This is a genomic window from Vibrio sp. 811 (assembly GCF_033339195.1).
This window is the reverse complement of sequence record NZ_JAWOUB010000010.1, coordinates 41,736-62,272: the sequence shown is the minus strand read 5'-3', so window position 1 is coordinate 62,272 and position 20,537 is coordinate 41,736. Positions and strand designations below refer to the sequence as shown.

The 20,537-nt window shown below is 45.4% G+C and carries 22 protein-coding genes; 6 read left to right on the top strand and 16 right to left on the bottom strand.

What is annotated here, in order from left to right:
- From R7Q46_RS15605 to R7Q46_RS15590, 4 genes are read right to left on the bottom strand one after another with little or no spacing between them, the layout of a single operon-like run.
- A complete protein-coding gene (locus R7Q46_RS15605; protein ID WP_318077601.1) occupies window positions 1-1,071 on the bottom strand; it encodes an AI-2E family transporter in 1,071 nt (356 codons plus the stop codon).
- Window positions 1,072-1,115: 44 nt separating this feature from the next.
- Entirely contained in the window at window positions 1,116-1,442 is a 327-nt protein-coding gene (locus tag R7Q46_RS15600) for a hypothetical protein (RefSeq protein ID WP_086046426.1), read from the bottom strand.
- The gene (locus R7Q46_RS15595) at window positions 1,432-1,944 is read right to left on the bottom strand and encodes a hypothetical protein (RefSeq protein ID WP_033905884.1); all 513 of its coding nucleotides are present in this window, start codon (window positions 1,942-1,944) and stop codon (window positions 1,432-1,434) included. Before R7Q46_RS15595 ends, R7Q46_RS15600 begins: the two co-directional genes overlap by 11 nt.
- Before the next feature lie 48 nt (window positions 1,945-1,992).
- Window positions 1,993-2,241 carry a hypothetical protein gene (locus R7Q46_RS15590; RefSeq protein WP_005379196.1) on the bottom strand — a complete coding sequence of 83 codons (249 nt, stop codon included), beginning with the start codon at window positions 2,239-2,241 and terminating at the stop codon, window positions 1,993-1,995.
- A gap of 361 nt (window positions 2,242-2,602) precedes the next feature.
- On the opposite strand from R7Q46_RS15590, the gene R7Q46_RS15585 reads away from it, so the two are divergent.
- Together R7Q46_RS15585 and R7Q46_RS15580 are read left to right on the top strand one after the other, a co-directional pair.
- Window positions 2,603-3,040: a DUF2383 domain-containing protein gene (locus tag R7Q46_RS15585; RefSeq protein ID WP_005379194.1), complete on the top strand. Its 438-nt coding sequence runs from the start codon at window positions 2,603-2,605 to the stop codon at window positions 3,038-3,040.
- A gap of 148 nt (window positions 3,041-3,188) precedes the next feature.
- Window positions 3,189-3,587, top strand: a complete 399-nt coding sequence (locus R7Q46_RS15580; RefSeq protein WP_005379193.1) for a hypothetical protein — start codon at window positions 3,189-3,191, stop codon at window positions 3,585-3,587.
- Between the two features lie 202 nt (window positions 3,588-3,789).
- On the opposite strand, the gene R7Q46_RS15575 is transcribed toward R7Q46_RS15580, so the two are convergent.
- The 5 genes from R7Q46_RS15575 to R7Q46_RS15555 form a co-directional block, all read right to left on the bottom strand.
- A complete protein-coding gene (locus tag R7Q46_RS15575) occupies window positions 3,790-5,454 on the bottom strand; it encodes a diacylglycerol kinase family protein (protein WP_062730778.1) in 1,665 nt (554 codons plus the stop codon).
- Between the two features lie 144 nt (window positions 5,455-5,598).
- Window positions 5,599-6,030 (bottom strand): hemerythrin domain-containing protein, encoded by a 432-nt coding sequence (locus R7Q46_RS15570; protein ID WP_005379185.1) that lies wholly within the window; start codon window positions 6,028-6,030, stop codon window positions 5,599-5,601.
- A gap of 104 nt (window positions 6,031-6,134) precedes the next feature.
- Window positions 6,135-6,332 (bottom strand): hypothetical protein, encoded by a 198-nt coding sequence (locus R7Q46_RS15565; RefSeq protein WP_005394413.1) that lies wholly within the window; start codon window positions 6,330-6,332, stop codon window positions 6,135-6,137.
- Window positions 6,333-6,340: 8 nt separating this feature from the next.
- Window positions 6,341-6,517: a DUF1328 domain-containing protein gene (locus R7Q46_RS15560; RefSeq protein WP_258461190.1), complete on the bottom strand. Its 177-nt coding sequence runs from the start codon at window positions 6,515-6,517 to the stop codon at window positions 6,341-6,343.
- A gap of 45 nt (window positions 6,518-6,562) precedes the next feature.
- Window positions 6,563-7,114, bottom strand: coding sequence for a BON domain-containing protein (locus R7Q46_RS15555; RefSeq protein ID WP_005379174.1), 552 nt, complete (start codon window positions 7,112-7,114; stop codon window positions 6,563-6,565).
- Between the two features lie 436 nt (window positions 7,115-7,550).
- Here R7Q46_RS15555 and R7Q46_RS15550 point away from each other — a divergent pair, with 436 nt between their 5' ends.
- Window positions 7,551-8,894, top strand: coding sequence for a sigma-54 interaction domain-containing protein (locus tag R7Q46_RS15550; protein ID WP_005382945.1), 1,344 nt, complete (start codon window positions 7,551-7,553; stop codon window positions 8,892-8,894).
- Between the two features lie 93 nt (window positions 8,895-8,987).
- On the opposite strand, the gene R7Q46_RS15545 is transcribed toward R7Q46_RS15550, so the two are convergent.
- The 3 genes from R7Q46_RS15545 to ftnA form a co-directional block, all read right to left on the bottom strand.
- A complete protein-coding gene (locus R7Q46_RS15545; protein WP_005382944.1) occupies window positions 8,988-10,181 on the bottom strand; it encodes an NAD(P)/FAD-dependent oxidoreductase in 1,194 nt (397 codons plus the stop codon).
- 180 nt (window positions 10,182-10,361) lie between these two features.
- Window positions 10,362-10,685, bottom strand: a complete 324-nt coding sequence (uspB, locus tag R7Q46_RS15540) for a universal stress protein UspB (protein WP_005379169.1) — start codon at window positions 10,683-10,685, stop codon at window positions 10,362-10,364.
- Between the two features lie 91 nt (window positions 10,686-10,776).
- On the bottom strand, window positions 10,777-11,304 hold the full coding sequence (gene ftnA / locus R7Q46_RS15535) for a non-heme ferritin (RefSeq protein ID WP_005379167.1): 528 nt from the start codon (window positions 11,302-11,304) through the stop codon (window positions 10,777-10,779).
- A 282-nt stretch (window positions 11,305-11,586) separates the two neighbouring features.
- Between ftnA and uspA the strand changes: the two genes are divergently transcribed.
- Together uspA and R7Q46_RS15525 are read left to right on the top strand one after the other, a co-directional pair.
- Window positions 11,587-12,012 (top strand): universal stress protein UspA, encoded by a 426-nt coding sequence (gene uspA / locus R7Q46_RS15530; RefSeq protein WP_005379165.1) that lies wholly within the window; start codon window positions 11,587-11,589, stop codon window positions 12,010-12,012.
- A gap of 64 nt (window positions 12,013-12,076) precedes the next feature.
- Entirely contained in the window at window positions 12,077-12,955 is an 879-nt protein-coding gene (locus R7Q46_RS15525) for a carboxylate/amino acid/amine transporter (RefSeq protein ID WP_238855441.1), read from the top strand.
- A 69-nt stretch (window positions 12,956-13,024) separates the two neighbouring features.
- On the opposite strand, the gene R7Q46_RS15520 is transcribed toward R7Q46_RS15525, so the two are convergent.
- The 3 genes from R7Q46_RS15520 to R7Q46_RS15510 form a co-directional block, all read right to left on the bottom strand.
- On the bottom strand, window positions 13,025-13,597 hold the full coding sequence (locus R7Q46_RS15520) for a hypothetical protein (RefSeq protein ID WP_017821113.1): 573 nt from the start codon (window positions 13,595-13,597) through the stop codon (window positions 13,025-13,027).
- A gap of 186 nt (window positions 13,598-13,783) precedes the next feature.
- Window positions 13,784-14,563 carry a class I SAM-dependent methyltransferase gene (locus R7Q46_RS15515; RefSeq protein WP_005379162.1) on the bottom strand — a complete coding sequence of 260 codons (780 nt, stop codon included), beginning with the start codon at window positions 14,561-14,563 and terminating at the stop codon, window positions 13,784-13,786.
- Between the two features lie 89 nt (window positions 14,564-14,652).
- Window positions 14,653-17,778: an EAL domain-containing protein gene (locus tag R7Q46_RS15510; protein WP_053349766.1), complete on the bottom strand. Its 3,126-nt coding sequence runs from the start codon at window positions 17,776-17,778 to the stop codon at window positions 14,653-14,655.
- A gap of 113 nt (window positions 17,779-17,891) precedes the next feature.
- Here R7Q46_RS15510 and asnC point away from each other — a divergent pair, with 113 nt between their 5' ends.
- On the top strand, window positions 17,892-18,356 hold the full coding sequence (asnC, locus tag R7Q46_RS15505; RefSeq protein ID WP_005389595.1) for a transcriptional regulator AsnC: 465 nt from the start codon (window positions 17,892-17,894) through the stop codon (window positions 18,354-18,356).
- A 66-nt stretch (window positions 18,357-18,422) separates the two neighbouring features.
- Here asnC and prlC read toward each other — a convergent pair whose 3' ends face one another.
- Window positions 18,423-20,465: an oligopeptidase A gene (gene prlC, locus R7Q46_RS15500; protein WP_238974891.1), complete on the bottom strand. Its 2,043-nt coding sequence runs from the start codon at window positions 20,463-20,465 to the stop codon at window positions 18,423-18,425.
- Between the last annotated feature and the right edge of the window lie 72 nt (window positions 20,466-20,537).

The following is a 20,537-nucleotide window of genomic DNA, read 5'->3' as shown; positions in this document are numbered from 1 at the left end:
TCACTCTCGCGGTGCCACGTCCGCGGAGGTGATTTTTTTTGCTTGATTTTGGGTTGATTGGCATAGCTCTAGACGATCAACCAAAATATTGATACAAACCAGCAACGGCACACCGATCAATAGTCCCATTCCGCCCCAAAGCCAGCCCCAAAAAACAAGCCAAACAAAAATCACTAACGGGTTTAAGTTAAACCTTTTCCCCAATAGTGTTGGTGTAACAAACTGACTTTCAATCAAATTGAGCAGTAAATAGATAGACACCACCGTCAGCATAAAACTGACCGACTCCAACTGAAGATAAGCAACAAAGCCAAAGCTCACCATGGATATGACAGGGCCGAGGTACGGCGCAAAATTCATCACGCCTGCAAATGCGCCCCATAGAAATGGATCTTCAAGGCCTAGAACAAAAAATACGGCCCCAACACTCAACCCCAGCCCCGCATTCACTAAAGTGATGGTGCCAATGTATCGTGATAGGTCTTTCTGTAGCGCTTTGACCAATTCAATCGCTTGGCGCTGTTTGGCGAACCCATGTAAGTAAGACACTGACTTTCGAAATAAGCTTCGTCCATGATTGAGCATAAAGTAAACCATAAACAGCACGATCATCGCTTGTGTCAAAATCGTCGGCGTCGTGGTCGCGAGTGTTTTTACCAAAGAAAATACGGTGTTGTTCCCGACCTCATCCATACTCATATCGTTGGCGATATTCAATGGAGTATTAAGGTGATCAGCCGAAGCTTTAGTAACTTCGCTTACTTCTTGCGACACATTTTTCACGATACTGGGCAGCTCAGACCACCATTGCTTGGCGGGCTCCGACATGGCGGCAAGACCAATAATTGAAGCGCCAACGAGGAATGACAGCGCCAACACGACGGTAATAGCACGTGGTAAGCCTTTGTCTTCAAGATAATTAATGAAAGGGCTGCACAGCAGAGAAATAAAGGTGCTAAGCACAATAGGTAACAATATTGGCTTGGCAAAATACAGCCCTGGGACGAGTAACAGGACGAGAAGCGTTGCACTAATCGCAGTGTTGGCAGGAATGTTCAATTTCGCTGTCATAATAAGCTCAGAATCGGTAAGAAAATTTGCGGTGAAATCCGCTATTAGAGTGGTTCGCCCTCTGTCGTCGCAGCGTTGCTTACTTGTGTTGCTGCATTTCCATTTTGCTCCGCACCTGACTCATCCAGAGAAGCTGCCGCGACCGGCTTTGTGAGCGAATCGGTAATATCAGACACGCTGCTAACCAATAGCCCCATTGACGAAATAGAAGAAGTCAGTCGAGACAATCGACCTGCTTTTGCTGCGGTAACGGCAACGACAGCACTAATGCCTAATGTCGTCCAAGGGTTTTCTCTCACAAACTTCTTGGTGGTAAACGTGAACATTTCCATCGACAAACAGCATTGCTCTAGAGACGCTTTACCTTCCATCCGCTTGATCCGCATGGCTCGATTGAGCTTTTGTAGCGAGCGCATCCCACCCCTCCTGTAATTGTTCTGTCGTATTTTTGAATCCAAGAAATCCAACTAAACGCTTCTGCCACCAGGCTAAAGCAAATAATGCCAAGCCTAATGATGTGATAAATACACCCACGGCAACATACACGTTGGCAGTTAACTGATAAGCCACCACCCCAGAGGCAAGGCACAAACTGAATACGAACAATACCGACAATAGAGTAAAAACAACGGTACACAGCAAAATCTGACGCACTGCGGACACGTTAACTTTCATCTCCAAGAGGAACAAATCCAACGTTGAACCTGACCATACTTTTAGCGATTTCGTCAGTTGGTCCAATTGCGCAAGAATGCTGCTCAAACCATTAATGGTTTGTTGGATATCCTGTTCTTCTGCCCCATCAGGGGCTCGGCCGCTGTCTGAAGCCGCCGAGCCTGATTGCTGATTGGTAACTTGCCCTGAGTTATTCATGTGAAGCCTCGCCTTTCTGTTGTGTGGCTTAATCCTTGGTGACCACTATTATTTGATCAGCTTCGAAACCGCCCAACCAGCAAGGAAGGCGCAGCCTATGCTCAGCAATGGGCGCTCCTTGATTACATTTTCTGCCGACTTAGTCGCCTGCTGAACTTGCTGCGCACCGACATCCAGCTTCTCTTTGGCTTGGTCTTTCATCGCGCCAACGGCTTCCGTCGTGGCTTGTTCCGCTAAGTGATATGCTTCTTCTAACTGCTCTTGAGGTTTTACTGTGCTTTCTTTTGTAGTAGCCATAACTAGCCTCCATTAATGAGTTGAATAGTGAATCAAGTGAAACAATGTTTGACCTCACTTACTCCCTACAAAGCCACATCCATGCCAGAATTGTAAGTCATTGTTTTTTATCGATTTTATTTTTATTTCGATAAAAAGCCGTATCTGTACGTGTAATTCTTTCCAGGCTTTCCCCGCCATTCTTGTAATTTTTTCTTAGCGCCTTACCGACTGTTAGCAAGTTATTGCAAAACAAGATATTAAGTCACTGATTAATAAGACTTAAAGTTCATTGGCATACAACCTGCAACTCAAGACGAAACATCGTGTTTGTATTCCATACGCTCAAACACCCCTATCACCAGTAAATAAGGAGTGGCATATGAAAAATGAAAACATCGCCTCAATCATTGAGCTTATCGAAAGCGGAAATGAAATTTACAACAAGGCCATCGAGAACATCGACAACACTTCTTTGAATAATGTGTTGGTAGAACTGCTCAGAGTACGTGAGCGTGCAGTCATTGAGCTCACTCCCTACTCTCTAGCAAGTAACAATGAAGAATCTGCCGACGACACTCCGGTTTCCTACACCATCAAGGCGCGTGAGGTCTACAGCGACGTGATGAAGGAAGTGTCCTCTGACAAAGAGTCTATGTATTTAGAACAGCTTGAAGGTGTCGAAAGCAAGGTACTCAAAGAGATTGAGAATTTGATTACTTCCCACCCAGAGCAGGCGGATAACTCGGTTCTGCTGAAAGTTCGTAGCGATATAAAAAGCTGCAAAGAAAAACTCAGCAGCATCAGCCTTATTAGCTAAAACTTGGTGGTCGCCTTTGCAATAAAGCTCGGTATTGATCAAAGAAATGGCCAACTTGCTTTGGCCATTTCTGACAAGCCCACAGGCGCATTAACATAACCATCACGAGAAATGTCCCACGACAATAGTCATAAATAAAGAGGTCACTATGACATTGGATAACAATCGAGTAAGGGAGCTACTCGTAAAAATGACACACCATCGCCAAACGTGTTTGCCTCTCGTTAACCCGCAATCACATATGACACTCGCAAGAGCGGCATATCGATTCGTGAAAATAGAAAAAGTGATGATCAAAAAGATGGCGAAGCTGTTCTTCGATCAAGACGGTGAACAATTCATTGCAGAAAATGCCACCGAATACGGCGTTGCCGAGCTAGGTAATTACAAAGAAATGCATTTTATGAATAAATTACTGTTAGATGATTTAAAAGCCCTGCTTAGAGCCATTGACGACACCAACTTAACCGCACTTGTTTCTTATTGGTTAGCTGCTTTACAAGTTGAAAACGATGAAATTGAAAAGCACTTACCTCAGGGTGAGTAATTATACTCGCCCCTCTTTCTTCACTTTGTTTAACCCTCATCCCCAATCAACCTAATAAAAAGGTGTAGATAGACAAAAGCCGCTGCATCTACGCAGCGACCTTAATAGCCTTTTTACGACGCGCACCAAATCATCAAACAACACAGAAAAAGCGCCATGTAGAATACGAAGAAAATGGCGCGTTATCCGCGGATTATCTGTGTTAAAGCGAAGCTGATTTACGTCTCTGGCTTGGAACAAATACGTTCAATGACTTTGGACGCAGCTTGATTGCCAGTTGCTCATCAGAATACAGTTCACCATCAATCACATACTCAATCGGCTTATTCGCAGAAATAGTGACGCTCTGAGCCGTCGCGTATTGAAAATGTGTCGATTCTTCCTGTGCGCCTACGCTCGTTAATGTCAGATCCGACAATGCGATAAGACGTCCGCCTAAAGACTCGGTGTTATCTAAATATGTGATATGCAGCTTGCCATCATCAGGCTGCGGCGCATCACCACCTTGGGCAAGCAACGTACTAAATGGAGCGATATTCGCAACGACAAAACTATGGACTTCAAGCGTTTGTGTATTATTGTCGTGGTTTCCATCTTCAGTTGGAGCGTCTAACGAAACGGTTAAAGCTTGCGTTTCTTCCGCCACTACAGCATTAAAAAAGCCGGTGAGGTAAGCGAGTTGTCCAAAAACATTTTTCTCTTCTCGCTGAGCGTGCTCGATCATTTTCTGTTCTAGCCCAATGCCTAAGACCAATAAAATAAGCCGCTGATTACATTCCGCAGTATCAATACGTTGGCAGTGTCCGCCAAGCAACGCTTCACACGCTTTTTCGACCGGTGAGAATTTTGCGCCAACGCCATAGAGCACATGACATAACGCATTGGCAGTTCCGAGCGGAACAATACCGAGTTTGAGGTCGGTATCCACCAATTGGCTCGCCACCTCTGTTACTGTGCCATCGCCACCAGCTACGATGATTTGCTTAGCTCCACTTTCTTTTGCCTGTTGTGTTAGCTGCTCGGCGCTGAGGTTTGTGGTGGTTTGATGAATACTCAAGCGATATTTTTTGGTTAGCTCACGAATCAAGTGCTGTTCGTTTTCCTCCCATTTGCCGCCACCTGCAACAGGGTTAACCACCATCCAAGTGGATTGATCCAGCCCCAGTACGCCTTTTTCACTGATCGCTCGTAACGTCCTAATCTGTAATTTATTCAATCTCGCGGTACTGCGTACGTCATTGATTTTTTTCATCACGGATTCAACCGTCAGTGACGGGTCTTTGCTCAGTAAATACGCCGCCACAACAAACACTGAACGACCACGCCCTAACGCACAATGCACAACCACGGCCCGCGAGCACGAGATTTGAGTATCAATCCAGTTAATCGCATGGCGAAGACGCTCTAGCGTTGGGGCTTTGTGGTCGAGTACCGGAATCGAAAGGTAATGAAACTGCTTGTCGGTCATCGCGCTTTCAAGGCCTGCAAATTCTGCGGTGACATCGACAATACAAGAGATCTCATTGGATTCGAGAAAATCTAAGTCACTCTGAAACAAACGGCGAGATAGGTATAAATTGTCGCTGACTTTTTGGATTGGAGGTACTGTATCACGCCGTCTTTCCCAGGCGTTATACGCTCTAGCCCCCAATAAAAATGGGATGAATGCCCAGCGAATCCATCTGACAATCTTGCCATCTTGGTTTTTTCTAAAAATAGAGGGAATGTCGAATACGTAGGCTACGCTGACCAACGCTAAAGAAAGAGATATCCACAAGAACAGCAGACTAACGATAATTTGAGGCGTATAGATAGCGGCCAATAAACTGATCAGAGCGCCAAGAATATAATATTTGATGATAAACATTCGCTCTCCTTGCCTTCAGCGAGTGCACTTTTTAGTGGAAGTTAGAATACGCGGGGGATTGAGCTTGGATACATGAACTTGAGTAAACGCCTTGATTGAGTGCCTTCCCGTGCCGAAATGGCACGAAAAGGTCCAACACTCTACCTAGCTTGCCATCTCTTCAACATAACCATCCGCTAGTTTCATTTTCTGCTTATCGGTCATTACCTTGCCGGCTAACTGGAAGAAACGCTGCTCTTCTTCCTCAAGATGGTGCAACACTTTGTGACGCAAGGTTTTCATTAGGTTGAGCCACGCTGGCGAGCTCATATCGGTTGCATCAAGCTGTGCAATCACTTTATCAATTTCATGATGCTCTGCGATGCCATGGCGAGTGAGATCAATGGTCTTATCGCTATCTATTAAAGGCGCGTAGAAAAATCGCTCTTCTGCCGCTGCGTGCTGTTCGAGTTCCTCTTTAAGGTTGTGGTAAAACTCTTCACGAGCGGGGGAATCTCCAGACGTTTCCATCAGAGCATCGAGTAAAAGGCGCTGCTTTTCATGACTCTCTTTCAGTACATCAAATATGTTTTTCATCTTTGACTCCTTATCTGATTGTAAACAATTGGGACAAAAGGAAGGGCGGTGATTGACCGCCCCTCTCTTACATAGCTATGCGTAAAAAACCTAACCTGATTCGGCTAACAGTCTTGGTCTTCAGCGTTTAGATTTTCTTTAATGTTTTCACATTCATCTTCAATCGCATTTTGGGTTTCTTCGGCGGCTTCATCTATCTTTTTGCCGGCCTGTTCCATTGGCCCTTCTTCACTACAAGCTGCCAACGCAAACACCAAACCGAATACTGCGGCGATACGGTAAATAAATGACGTAAGTTGCATGGAATCTCCTATCTATTTACGTTTTTTCTTCCTAGCAGAACAATCACTATTGATACAATTAATGACAATAGGAATAGGTAAAATATCACTTGCGCGATAGAGGCAGAAGCTCCTGCAATACCGGTAAAGCCTAATAGAGCAGAAATTAGTGCCAGTGCCAGAAAAATAAACATCCAACGAACCATAGTGTTACCTCCTAATAAAAGTGGGTTAAATCACTCGGCTCGCTATTATTGAACCACTTCTAGCTTATCAATCACCTTATTTACGTCATTGGTGTTATTTGCAATTGAAATTGCAAGATCATGCTCCGCATCTGAATTAACTTTACCTGCCAACGTTACCGTTTTACGTTCTGTCGTTACATCAATATCCGTACCACTCACATTGGTATCCATTAGTAGGCGCGTTTTAACTATAGTCGTGATTTTAGAATCGGTCAGTGTAGCTAAAGCTTCTGAATCAGTTTCTTTCTTGCCTTCATTCACTACTGACAATTCGTTGTTTACTTTTTTCACACCATCAAGACCAGTAACAAGCTCTTCGGCAAGTGATTTTTCAAGATCATTGTTTACCGAACCAGAAAGGGTAACGACCTGATTCTCAACATCGGTATTGATATCAAAAGAGTTGAGATTGCTGTTTAGCAGTAGTGTGGTTTCAGCTTTACCATCTAGCCAAGCGTCCATGGATTCTTTTTCCCATTTATCACTCGCTAAGACTGCTGTAGATGAAGTAGCAAGAACTGACGTAAGTACAATTTTAGCTGCGATGTTATTCATGGTAATTCTCCTTTATTGACGTTGCACTTCCCTAGGAGCAAACCATGTGCCAACTTTATAACTCATTGTTTTTAAGTGACTAATAAAGGAAAGAAGTAAAAAAGAGATGAGCAATAAAGTATAAGCATGAATTATTTACACGTAAAAAATGTAATTTTTAATCGGTGATAAAGCCTCCGTCACTTGTGCCGAAATAACCTGATAAAACAGAAAGGCTATTTCTCCAGAATCAATTAATAGCAAAATTATTATTTTAAAAATAAAAATCTGAACAAAAGGAAATATCTACTGATGGCTCTCACCGATATATATCAAAAAGGGGCTAACAACATAAAAATACCGAACAAATCCTTAAATCTATGCTGACAATATTTTGTCTTGTGAAGTGAGAATAATCCACGTACATTGTTTCTGTCATAGTAAAGAGGACATTTCTATGTCGATGCCAAGCCTGTTTCTAAGAATACAAGATCCATCACTTAAAAATGCCATCGCTTCTTGCCAGGAACTGAACAAATTTCGTCTGCATGACATCGATGCCGCAGACCAATGGATTGAAGATTTCCTACAACTCAAACCGGAAGTTGCGATTGTTGAAGTCGCCCACTTTACTAGTGCAGATTATCAACGTCTTTCTAATATCGAAGACATCTACGATATGGACTTGATCATCATTAGCTCAGGCGCTCCAAACGAGAACTTGGATAAGCTGATGAACTTGGGTGCTATTTTTCACTACAGAAAGCCCGTTGATATTGCCATTCTGACGGACACCCTGAGCGAAGTCAGCCAGTACTATCAACACAAACAAGATCAAGGGCGTAAAGTGTCCACCAGCGATCTTGACCAATTTGGTCTTTTGGTCGGCTCTTCCTCTCCGATGCATCAGCTCTATCGTATGATCAGGCGCGTTGCTAAAACAGAAGCCAACGTCCTTATTGTCGGTGAAAGTGGATCAGGCAAAGAACTGGTGGCGCAGACCATCCACTTAGCGAGTGAGCGTAAACAACAGCCCTTTATAGCGATTAACTGTGGTGCCATTAGCCCTGAATTGGTTGATAGTGAACTGTTTGGCCATGAGAAAGGCGCTTTTACCGGAGCAAATAAAACTCACCAAGGTGTATTTAAGCAGGCAGAGGGCGGCACCCTATTTTTAGATGAAATCACCGAGATGCCTATCGAGCATCAAGTGAAGCTATTACGGGTGCTAGAAACCGGAGAGTATCGCCCAGTTGGCAGTAATACGGTTCATATCGCTAATACTCGCATCATTGCTGCTACAAACCGTGATCCTAAAATCGCCATTGAGGAGCAGTTCCTGCGTGAAGATCTGTTTTTCCGCTTATCGCATTTCCCATTAACGATACCGCCACTGCGAGAACGAGGCGGTGATATCGTCGGTCTGGCCAAGCACTTTATCGCGCACCGCAACGCCAATGAGGCAAAAACCAAAACGATTCTTGACTCTGCGATCCAAAAAATCGCTGCACACGACTGGCCAGGTAATGTCCGTGAGCTCAAACACACGATCGAGCGTGCATTTATTTTGGCTGATGACACTATCCGAGATGAACACCTTATCTTCGACACACCACCATTGGAAACAGGCACCAGCATCGAAGACCTTGTTCCGGCGGGCGTTTCGCTAGAAGAGCTAGAAAAAGCCGCCATTCTCAATACCCTTGAAGAGAATCAAGGCAATAAAACGGAATCAGCGCAGGAGTTAGGCATTAGCGTGAAAACGCTCTATAACAAACTCGAAAAGTATCAAGACGAGTAACTCGCTATGGGAATACAAAAAGAGCACTGACTTTTATTCAGTGCTCTTTTTGTATCTTATCTTTTATGCAGTTAGGCTGCGTTTGGTGTTTGATTAAACCCACTGCCCCGCAACAAAGCCGCTCGACCAGCACCACTGAAAATTGTAGCCCCCTAGCCAACCAGTCACATCCATCACCTCACCAATAAAATAAAGCCCTTTAATGTCTTTGCATTCCATGGTTTTCGAGGATAAGTGATCAGTATCGACACCGCCGAGTGTCACTTCCGCAGTTCGGTAGCCTTCAGTGCCATTCGGGGCGATATCCCAATGCTCTAGGCGCTCCACAATCGCCGCAAGCTCCTTTTGATTGAACTGTTTTAGCGGTTTATCGACTAGCTCTTTACGTTCAATTAAGACTTCAACCAGACGCTTAGGCAGCACTTTGGCAAGCGTATTCTTGAGTGACTGATTTGGATGCTTCTCACGACTGCGTTCTAATAACTCAGCAACATCATCGTTTGGCACAAGATTGATCAACACCTTTTGTCCGGCCCGCCAGAATGAAGAAATCTGTAACACTGCTGGACCAGATAACCCACGATGTGTGAACAACAGGGCTTCTTTGAACATGGTGCCATCTTCAGCCGTAATTTCCGCAGGTACCGCGATACCGGATAACTCAGCAAAGTCTTCTTTGTCTTCTTTATGCAGAGTAAATGGTACAAGACCTGCCGTGGTTGGGATAACTCGAAGACCAAATTGTTCCGCGACTTTATAACCAAATGGTGTCGCTCCCAGTTTTGGCATCGACAAGCCACCTGTTGCGATAACTAAAGACTCACATTCGACAATCTCAGTACCAGCATGCAAACGAAAGCCTTCATCAATTTTTTCAATCGAATGAACATCGCATTGGTAACGCTGCTCGATGTTCGGCATGTCACACTCAGCTAACAACATCTTCACGATATCTTTGGCCGTAAATGCATCGACACAAAACAACTGGCCGTGATCACGCTCTTCGAACTCAATGCCATGTTTACACACCATCGAGATGAAATCCCAGTTAGTGTATTGGGAGAGCGCCGACTTAACAAAGTGCGGGTTTTGACACAAATAGTGATTAGCTGAAACGTCGTAGTTAGTGAAGTTACAACGACCACCGCCCGAGATAAGGATTTTACGTCCTGGCTTTTTAGCATGATCGAGCACCAAAACACGGCGGCCTCGCTTGCCTGCTTCTGCAGCACACATTAAACCTGCTGCGCCTGCGCCAATTACAACAACATCAAATTTCTTACTCATCGGTAGCTCTTAGACTGATTGGTATCGAATCAAAATAAAAAAGGATGTGCACATTGCACATCCTTGCTTTCTAGGCGCGACATTCTACCGACAAATACCGAAAGGGAAAAGCGCTTAAACTCTAAGCGCTCTGTATGTCCGCAAAATCTCAGACAGAACAACTATCTAGATTATTGACTCTTAGAGAATGAAGGCTGCAAGTAGCGTCACGCCGAGCAACGCGGTCGATAGAACAAACAATTCACGCACTCTTTCACACTTACCAGTAAAAATTTCATCGTGGTGATGATGATATTCTTTACTTTTAATGTAGTGATACAACCTCACCTGCTTGGTGACATTTCCATGAGTGGTAAAAAAACCATTACCATCAACTTGCTGATATAACAGCGGATGCGCTTCACGCATGATATAAATTAGAGAACGAAGAGCGGTGAGATACCGGACCATATTAACTCCAGTTACCACCATTAGCGCAAATAAGATTGTGTCTCCACTGATCATCTTTTCCTCCCTACATCTTCAACAATGCTCAAGAGAAAAAGACGATCAACACTTCGTCTTTACCCGCTACTTACAACGTCCCAAAACGCGTTTACGCAGCTGGAGCATCCATGATTGAAGATGAACCTTCTTTCGCCATTTGTGCTAGATCTTTGTCAATGAAGAACAACGCTTTACCGTCTTCACCTACCAGTTCGATCTTATCTAAAATCCCTTTAAACAACTTCTCTTCTTCGTGCTGTTCTGACACGTACCACTGTAGGAAGTTAAACGTTGAGTAGTCTTGGCTAGTAAATGCAACGTGCGCCAGTTTGTTGATTTTTTCCGTGATCATTTGCTCATGTTCAAATGTCTCGCGGAAAACGTCACCTAGGCTCGCAAAGTCATGCTTTGGCGCATCAATAGCGCCTAAGATTGGCATTGAGCCAGTTTCACTCACGTAAGTGAATAGGCGTTGCATGTGCTCCATTTCTTCTACGGCGTGAGCGCGTAAAAATTCAGCCGCACCTTCAAAACCTTTGTCTTCACACCAAGCACTCATTTGTAAGTATAGATTGGATGAGAAAAATTCTAGGTTAATTTGCTCATTCAATTGTTCGACCATAGTTTGAGACAGCATGTTAACTCCTATTATTGTGCATGCAATATACCCAAGTAACCTCGAAATAAATGACGCTGCGAGAATAGCTTGGTCTGGCAGACACGGCGAAGTTTCACTTCAACTCTAGTCAGTAACACTACGCTTATTTCAGCATATCAAAGTCACTTGGGTATAACGCCACTATAACATGATTACTGAGACAAGACTTTGTACCTACGGCACCGATATGAGATCACTTCAGCAAATTTTTTTTGGGGTTGGTGCTAATCTAAAACTATGACCTTACAAGGAGATAGCAATATGAGTTACAAACACATACTTGTGGCAGTCGACCTTTCAGACGACAGTAAAGTGTTGATTAAGAAAGCCGTATCACTGGCTAAACCTCTGGATGCGAAAGTCTCTTTTATTCACATCGACGTGAACTACGCAGAACTCTACACCGGGCTTATCGATATCAATATGGCAGAAGCGCAACATCAAGCAATGGAAGCATCGCGCACACAATTGGCAAACTTCGCTGAATATGCGCAATACCCAATTGCCCATACTTTAGTCGGTAGTGGCGATTTGAGTAATGAGCTGTGCGATACCATTCAAGATTACAGTATTGATTTGGTGGTTTGTGGTCATCACCAAGATTTCTGGAGCAAGATTCTATCTTCGACTCGACAGCTGATTAACTGCTCACCAGTCGATATGCTGGTCGTACCGCTAAAAGACTGATTGGCGCAGCGATAAAACTTGGTTAGACTGCGGGCACATTTGTTGTTGATAAAGATTCTCATCCATGGCTTATCTATCCGCAGTTACCCTACTTTGGGCATTCTCATTTAGCCTGATCGGCGTTTACCTCGCCGGTCAGGTTGATTCTTGGTTCTCGGTGTTCATGCGCGTGGCACTGGCGAGCCTGGTTTTCATTCCCTTTTTGAAATTCCGTGGCGTTAGCAAACCCCTGATCGCGAAACTGATGACCGTCGGTGGCTTCCAGCTCGGCTTGATGTATTGCTTCTACTACCAATCTTTTTTGCTCCTTTCCGTGCCAGAAGTATTGCTGTTCACCGTATTCACACCCATTTACGTCACGCTAATCTATGACTTCTTGAAAGGTCGCTTTTCACCTTGGTACTTAGTTACCGCTGCAATAGCCGTATTTGGTGCCGCCTGGATTAAATTTGCAGGCATTAATGAAGATTTCCTACTGGGCTTTTTGGTCGTACAAGGAGCAAACCTCTGCTTTGCCATCGGTCAGGTGGGCTACAAATATATCATGGAGAGTGAACCCGTCGATTTGCCACAACACACCGTGTTTGGCTACTTCTACTTAGGTGCACTTTGTGTAGCAACCGTGGCTTTCGCGCTCATGGGTAACCTCGAAAAACTACCAACCACTACAACGCAATGGGGCATTCTGACATACCTTGGGTTGATTGCTTCTGGTTTTGGTTACTTTGCTTGGAACAAAGGCGCGACTATGGTGAACGCAGGTGCACTGGCAGTAATGAACAATGCATTGGTTCCGGCGGGCTTGATTGTAAACATTGTGATTTGGAACCGCGATGTTGATGTCATGCGACTCGCCATTGGCGGTGCGATCATCATGCTATCCCTATGGATTAACGAAACCTGGGTGAAAAAGCGCGTAGAGATGAGCTACGCCAATAAGTAACGCAGCTAATCCTATAAACATTTCGACAATAAAAAACGCTCTCCGACTGGAGAGCGTTTTTTTATTTGATTAATGCACTTTGGCTTGTGAGATTGCGTTCATCAAAGCATTAGGTGGCGTTGGCAGCAACACTTCTAGTTTCGCATTACGCGCTTCCAGTTTACGCTGACGCTTAAGTAACTTTTGTTGTTTTTTCGCCACTTTTAGCAACTTCTTTTGCTGCTTATAGTGCTTTTTCAGTGCTTTTTTCGCTTTCTTGAGCGATTTTTTATCCGCTAAATCAAACCATACTGATGCGTCGGCTCTTACTGGCTCCGGAGATTTTTCGGCTTGTTTTTTCTCTTTCACGCGCTCAACAACACGCTTCACAATCGCGGCTTTTTCGTTGCTTTGTTTCGTGGTCACTGGAATCGCTTGTGATGGCAGAGCTTCAACCAATAAGCCACATGCTTGTTGCTCACTCAATGGCTTGTCTTGGCATTTTTGTGGAGGAATTGCGGCTGGCTTACAAAGGGTATCTTTGGCCGATGAAGATCGTGCGCAAGAACGACAAACGAATTTTGGTGCGACAACTAAACGATGGATATCACCCAGTTCTGCCGCGATCTGTTTGCGACTCATTTTACATAAACGTTTAGCCATTCTACTACTCCAGCTTCCCAGTTATCGACCGCATCACAACAAGTGAAATAATAATAATTCTTAGTTAGATATACAGTCAGGGAAGGGAATTAGCAAGAGAAAACTATCAATAGAGACGAGGAAAGAGAGGCTGAGTCACAGCACGACACACCGTACTATGACAAGAAAAGTTGAGCCGTCAGGAAGTTATGCCATCGATGCTTTAACGTAGACATCGAAGCGATTTTTTTTCGTTTCAATCGCCATGGTCGGTTTTTTCTCGTTCAGCCAGTTAGCATAGTCTGGGCGTTTAACTACTACACGCTTTGTGGCTAACGCCATGGCTGGTTCTAGCAGACCATCGGCGTCCAAATCGGCGCCAACCAACGATTGGAAAACGCGCATTTCTTTTTTCACGAGCGCCGACTTCTTTTTATTTTCTGGGTGCGGATACATCGGGTCAAGATACACCACATCTGGCTGGACAAAGTCTTTATCTTGCGCCAATTGTTCCAGCGCATCATGGCTAGAGGCATGGATTAGCGACATGCGCTCAGATACCCAGGTGCCGATTTCTGGGTCTTGTTTCGCTCGATCCAAGCCATCATCTAACAAAGCCGCTACGACTGGATGACGCTCGACCATCTGCACTTTACAACCTAGCGAGGCGAGCACAAACGCATCACGACCAAGACCTGCCGTGCCGTCTAACACGGTTGGCGTTGCCCCTTTGTTCAACCCCGCAGCTTTCGCAATTGCCTGGCCTTTACCACCACCGAACTTGCGACGATGACCGACCGCACCACCAATCAAATCCACAAAGATTGCACCCAGCTTTGGCTCATCCACTTTACGTAGCTCCAAACGCTCGGTGGTTAGCACCAAAGCAAAATCGCTATCGTCAGTGTGTGAAAGCTGCCAACGCGCAGCGAGTTCATCAAGATGAGATTGTTGAGACGGGTTTTCACAGATCAATTGCAGTTGCAAAAGGAGGCTCCAATAAAAATCGAGGTAACTGGCGCTGAGTGTATACCTAAGTTACCTATTAATGCTAGGTTGAGCTTGCTACGCAGAGGTTATACAGCCGTCAGTTGCTCCACTAGCTCAGAAAGCGGCTTAGGATGGCCAATACCGTAGCCTTGGCCGTAGTCCACACCGAGGTCTATCAAATGCTGCATGACCTGGTCATTTTCGACAAACTCCGCCACCGTCACTTTGCCTAGTTGCTTCGCCAAGTCATTGATTGAACGAACCATCACGCGGTCCATTTCATTTACGTTGATATCTTGCACGAAAAGACCATCAATTTTCACGATATCGACAGGAAGTTTCTTTAAGTAACCAAATGAAGACAATCCAGATCCGAAATCATCCAATGCAATCATGCAACCCAAAGCCTTTAGCTTGGTAAACAACTCAATGGCTTGATCCAGATTGCTCATCGCCGCTGTCTCGGTGATTTCTAAGCAGATTTTTTCACACGGCAGAGTCGAACTTTCCAATCGCTCCAATAAGAAGTCAATAAACTCTTGATTCCCCATAGATTGACCTGAAAGGTTTATCGAACAGCGACCAAGCTGTTCAACCACCTCAGGACGCTGTTCAAACCACTCTAGTGTTTGAGTAATAACCTGCTTATCAATCCAATGGGCAATGTTGTAGCGCTCGGAAGCAGGGATAAACAGCGCAGGAGAAACATAATCACCGTACCCATTGCGAATACGCACCAAAATCTCAAAATACATTTGAGTCTCGTGCTTTTGTAAGCTTTTTATCGGTTGAGCAAACAGTTCTAAACGTTGATTCGACAATGCCTCATGCACCAAATTGACGCTCTGCATTTCCATCTGACGACGCTGCAACTCTTCGTTATCTAAGCTGAATAGATTATAGCGGTTACGGCCTTGCTCTTTAGCGGCGTGACAAGCAGAGTCTGCTTGAGCGTGCACCATTTGTGGCGTATCAGCGGTATGATCGATGATACGGATACCAATTGAGCAACTGATGAACAGGCGTGTGTCTTCCCAAATAAAGAGGTGCTCGCTTAGTGTCGAGATGATCAGTTTGGCAATATTGATGGCGCCATATTCGTCACAATCTTTGAGTAAAACCGCAAACTCATCGCCTCCCATTCGAGCCAAGATGGAATTGTACGGCAGAACGCCTTCCAGCATACTGGCGCAGAATTGAATCGCCGCATCACCTGCATCATGCCCAACCGTATCATTGAGGACTTTTAGTTGATCTAAGTCGAGGTACAACATGGCGTGGACTCGACGATGGCTGTCCACTTCGCACAGTGCGGTCTTAAGCTCTAGTTCAAAATGGTTTCTGTTGTAAGTCCCCGTCAGTAAGTCATAGCGAGCTTGGTATTCCAATTTCTCGGAGAGCAGTTTGGTTTCGGTAATATCTTCGCCCACAATCAGCAGTTGCTCAGATTCACTCAGCGGACGAATATTCTCGCGCACCCAAACACGATGACCATTTGCATGACGATACTCGACTTCACGTCGCCAAACACCATGCACTTGCTGGTTGGGTTGCAATAACACTTGGCGAGGGAACAGCACTTTGTCATCAAAATAGAACTCCCTCAGGCGATGTCCGAGCATGTCCATCGGTTTGTAGCCAAGAAGTAGTTGAGCAAATCGATTCACTTCTTGAATTCGGTTATTACTATCAAGCGTCACCATCATCACGGGCTGCTGCTCGTAATAGTTGCGTAGGGTTGACTCACGTTGGTAGAGCTTGTCCTCCATCAATTTACGACTGGTAATATCGCGCGCTTCAAACAAGTATTGCTTATGATTCCCTACTTGCTGAGAAAAAGGCTTGAGCGAAACTTCTAACACCAATGCGCCGTGTTCTTTACTCCAAATTTCAGCTTCAAACGTCGACACTTGATGGTGAGGCGCGTGGAAATACTCCTCAAGCAACGCTTGTGCTTTTTCACTCCAGTTGGGGTGAAACCAAAGTGGTCGGTCTAAGCGCAGTCCTTGGTGATAAAGTAAGGATTGAAGGTGATCGTTGCCCGATTTAAGCACACCGTTGGCATCCAAAATGCCCATATACTGCATGCTCTGATCGAAAATCGATTCTAGAATAGCCTGGCTTTCTCGCGCAGCGCTCTCACTGCGACGCATCCGCTGTAAATAATAACCCATCAGCAAAATGACCACCGACATCACCACAAACAGACTACCAAACAGGCGAATTTCCTTGGCAAAACGTTCAGAAAGCTTCATTGGCTTATTAAAAAATACCGCAGAAACCTCTTGTTCAGCCCCCAATCCCCAACGCGCTACCGCTTGGTAATCGAGCTTTATTTCAGAATCACTTTTTTTCACGGCAGGCAGAGGCTGATCAGGGTTATCCAAAACGAATTCAAGCATCTCTGCACTCTCAATACCATGCCGATAACCACTTTGAATAACCCCTCCAACTGCGCCATGACCCAAACCAATGTCATGCACCATAAACAGCGGCGCGTTTGAGACTTTGTTGACACCAACCCAGTCACGCTCGCTGCCAACCATACCTTGTTTATCTCGGTAATAGGTCCAGAACAAGACGACTTTATCGGAACTCAGTTTTGCGACTTGTTGTTTTAGATCGATGATACTGTCTGGGACAACTTGTACGATTTTGTCTCGATATTGCGGGAACTTGAGGACAAAATTGTCGATTTGATAACGCAACACCTCACCGGTCACCGAGTGGTCACTGACGATGAGAACTTGTGTGTAGTTCGGATGTAAGCGCTCAATAAGAGCGAGATTCGCTTCCAAATCGACATCTTCCATGACTCCGGTTGCATTCAGAGAACGATGTAAAGAAGGATGGTAGTTATTAATGCCGTTAAATATAACTGGGGTGTCTTTGATGATTGGGGCTAAACGCTGCATGAGTTCAAGCGCATTGTTATCGCTCACTAAAATGGCATCGAATCGCTCTTTGCGTAATTTCGTAAGATATAAGGATTTTAGTTGTGCAAAAAACTGCTCACTCTGGTTACGTTTCGAGTCTAGATAAAGCACACGCATGTCCAACGCTCGATCGCCCAGCTGTTGCTCGATGCCTCGCTGTATGGAGTCCGTCCAGAAAAAACCCTGATGATAGGAGTGCACGACCAACACCTTCGGATCTGAGGCCGTAGCAAACGCGCTCCAACATAGCGCGGCAATAACCAGAAAACGCTGCACATTATCTCCATAGCTCGGAGTTAACCCGCAGTTACTCCTGCCAAACCTTGTGAATCCTATCCGCTATGAGTATAAAAGGGAGGTAAAACTCTATCCCTAACGGAAATCATAGTATGAATGCGAGCCTGCCGAAACTCGACGACCTTGACCGCGCAATATTAAAAACACTGATGGCTGACGCCAGAACGCCCTACGCAGAAATGGCAAAGCAGTTCGATGTCAGCCCTGCCACTATCCATGTGCGTATCGAGAAGATGAAGTCGGCTGACATCATCGAAGGAACGGAGGTGATCATCAATACCAAAAAGCTTGGCTACGATGTGTGCTGCTTTATTGGTATTAACCTCAATGCAGCTCGTGATTACCACTCCGCGTTAGAAAAACTCAACGCGCTCGACGAAGTCGTTGAAGCTTACTACACCACGGGCGCGTATAACATATTCGTCAAATTGATGTGCAAATCGATTGAAGAGCTGCAATTTGTACTGATCGACAAGCTGCAAGCCATTGATGAGGTTCAGTCCACAGAGACATTGATATCGTTGCAGAACCCGATCAACCGCAACGTAAATCCGTAAAATTTTTTATAAAAAATGTACAAAAAAGGCCAACTGAACGGTTGGCCTTGATGTTTTTTGCTCAATTTACGCCGCAATACCCGAATGGCGCAACAGTGCATCGATTTGTGGCTCGCGGCCACGGAAGCGCTTGAACAGCTCCATTGGCTCTTCACTGCCCCCCATTTCTAGAATGTTGTTCAGGAAGCTTAGGCCCGTCTCTTTGTTGAAGATGCCTTCTTCTTCAAAGCGAGAATACGCGTCTGACGACAGCACTTCAGCCCATAGGTAGCTGTAGTAACCCGCACTGTAGCCACCAGCAAAAATATGGCCGAAGCTGTGTGAGAAACGCGCCCACTCAACCGCAGGAACTACCGCGACTTTCTCTTTCACTTTCGCCAGAGTTTCCAGTACACGCGCACCCACTTCAGGGTCATATTCAGTGTGAAGCGTGAAATCGAACAAGCCGAATTCTAGCTGACGCAAAATACCCATCGCAGATTGGAAGTTTTTCGCTGCGAGCATTTTGTCTAGCATCGCTTTAGGTAGCGGCTCATCTGTCTCATAGTGACCAGAAATGAACGCCAGCGCATCCTCTTCCCAACACCAGTTTTCTAGGAACTGACTTGGTAGCTCAACCGCATCCCAAGGCACGCCATTAATACCTGAAACAGCACCTGTATCAACTTGCGTCAACATGTGGTGGATTCCATGACCAAACTCATGGAATAGCGTCACGACTTCATCGTGCGTGAACAGTGCTGGTTTGTCGCCCACTGGACGGTTGAAGTTACACGTTAGATACGCAACCGGCGTTTGCAGCTCGCCAGATAGCGTAACGCGACGACCACGACAATCATCCATCCACGCGCCGCCACGTTTGTGTTCACGAGCGTAGAGATCTAGGTAGAAGCTGCCACGGAGTGTGCCTTCAGCATCAAAGATATCGAAAAAGCGCACGGACTCATGCCAAGTGTCTACGCCTTCGCGCTCAGTAACGGTCATGCCAAACACGCGGTTTAGCACTTCAAACAGACCGCTCACGACTTTTGACTCTGGGAAGTATGGGCGCAGTTCTTCATCCGAAATTTGGAACAGGTGCTGCTTTTGTTTCTCGCTGTAGTAAGCGATATCCCAAACGTTCAGCTCTTCAACACCAAACTCACTTTTCGCAAACTGACGTAACTCTTCGACTTCACGTTCACCTTGCGGTTTCGCACGTGTCGCTAGGTCATTCAGGAAGCCCAGCACTTGATCCGGCGTTTCAGCCATCTTTGTTGCTAACGACTTTTCACTGTAAGTATTGAAACCTAGCATACGTGAAATTTCATGGCGCAGTTTTAGCTGCTCAGTAATGATTTCTGAATTATCCCATTTGCCTGCGTTTGGACCTCGATCAGAAGCGCGCGTCACGTACGCTTCGTACACTTCTTTACGCAACTCTTGGTTATCGCAGTACGTCATGACAGGTAGGTAAGATGGGATATCTAGCGTAATGAGGTAACCATCTAACTCTTTTGCTTCTGCGGCAGCTTTCGCTGCTGCCAGCGCCGATTCTGGCATACCTGCTAGGTCTTTCTCGTCTGTGATGTGCTTGGTCCAACCCATGGTGGCATCCAGCACATTGTTAGAGAATTTAGAGCTCAGCTCAGACATACGTTTGCTGATCTCGCCGTAACGGTGCTGCTCATCGGATGGCAAACCAATGCCTGATAACTCGAAATCACGCAGTGCATCAGTGATGGTTTTCTGCTGGGCACGAGTTAACGTTGCAAATTCTTCGCTCGCTTTGATGGTTTTGTACGCTTCGTACAACCCTTTGTGCTGACCAACCCAAGTGCCGTACTCTGACAAAATTGGTAGGCAACTTTCGTAAGCCTCGCGTAGCGCTTCGCTGTTCACTACTGAGTTCATGTGACCCACTGGTGACCAAATGCGGCTCAAGCGGTCATCCGCTTCTTCAATTGGCGCGATCACACTGGTCCAGCTTGGGTTTGCGTTGTCTTTTAGTACCTCGTCAATCTTGGCACGACAATCCGCAATCGCCTGCTCCACTGCAGGTTTAATGTGTTCTGGTTTGATTTGCGAAAACGGAGGAAGATCCGTAAACGTAAGAAGTGGATTAGACATGAATAATTCCTTTTGTGTTTTGGCTCTGTATTTGCCTATTCGCATTTGCAAAGCACCTATTGGTGTTTGCAA